The 984-nt window shown below is 68.5% G+C and carries 1 protein-coding gene; it reads left to right on the top strand.

Translation table 11 applies throughout. The annotated features are described in order from the left end of the window. Positions 1–940 (top strand): terminase gpA endonuclease subunit (locus CTA01S_RS16225; protein WP_198150915.1); only part of this gene is annotated, 940 nt, incomplete at its 5' end. Positions 941–984 lie beyond the last annotated feature (44 nt).

Consider the following 984-nt stretch of genomic DNA (forward strand, 5'->3'; position numbering starts at 1 on the left):
CGAGACCTGGGTCGAGGAGGGCGAAGCGCCCGACTGGCAACGCCTGCTGGAGCGCCGCGAGGACTATGCCATCGGCACCATTCCCGCAGGCGGCCTGCTGCTCACCGCCGGCGCCGACGTGCAGAAGGACCGCATCGAGGTCTCGGTCTGGGCCTTCGGGCGTGGCAAGGAGGCCTGGCTCATCGAGCACCGGGTGCTGATGGGCGACACCGCACGGGATGCGGTGTGGAAGGCGCTGGGCGGGATGCTCGCCGAGACCTGGACCCATGCCTCGGGCGCGGCCATGCCGCTGGCCCGCTTGGCGCTGGACACCGGCTTTGCGACACAGGAGGCCTACGCCTTCGTGCGCGCCTGCCGCGACGCGCGGGTGATGGCGGTCAAGGGCGTGCGGACGGGTTCGATGGGGGGCGCAGCCCTGATCGGCACACCGACGGCGGTCGATGTCTCGCAGGCGGGCAAGAAGCTGCGCCGGGGCATCAAGGTGTATGCGGTCGCGGTGGGGCTCGCCAAACTCGAGTTCTACAACCACCTGCGCCAGAGCGCGGAGGTGGCCGACGACGGCGTGACGGTGACCTACCCGGCCGGTTTCGTCCACCTGCCCAAGATCGACGCCGAGTTCATCCAGCAGCTCTGCGCCGAGCAACTGATCACCCGCCGCGACAGGAATGGTTTTCCGGTGCGGGAGTGGCAGAAGGTGCGCGAGCGCAACGAAGCGCTGGACTGCTACGTGTATGCCCGTGCTGCTGCTGCGGCCGCAGGGCTCGACCGCTTCGAGGAACGCCACTGGCGCGAACTGGAGCGGCAACTGGGGCTGGCCAGTCCGCCAGCCCTTGAAACACCTACTGAATCGATCACCGAGGCCACCCATCGAGGTGGCCTGGGTGTTTCTGGCAACCGCAACACCGGCCGGCGCGTGATCAAGAGCCGCTGGCTGTCCTGACGAGGAGACGCTATGTCACTGACCACCCGCATCGAGAGCCTGGT

Origin of the sequence: Caldimonas taiwanensis NBRC 104434, assembly GCF_001592165.1 — a bacterium.
Classification (GTDB): Bacteria; Pseudomonadota; Gammaproteobacteria; order Burkholderiales; family Burkholderiaceae_C; genus Caldimonas; species Caldimonas manganoxidans.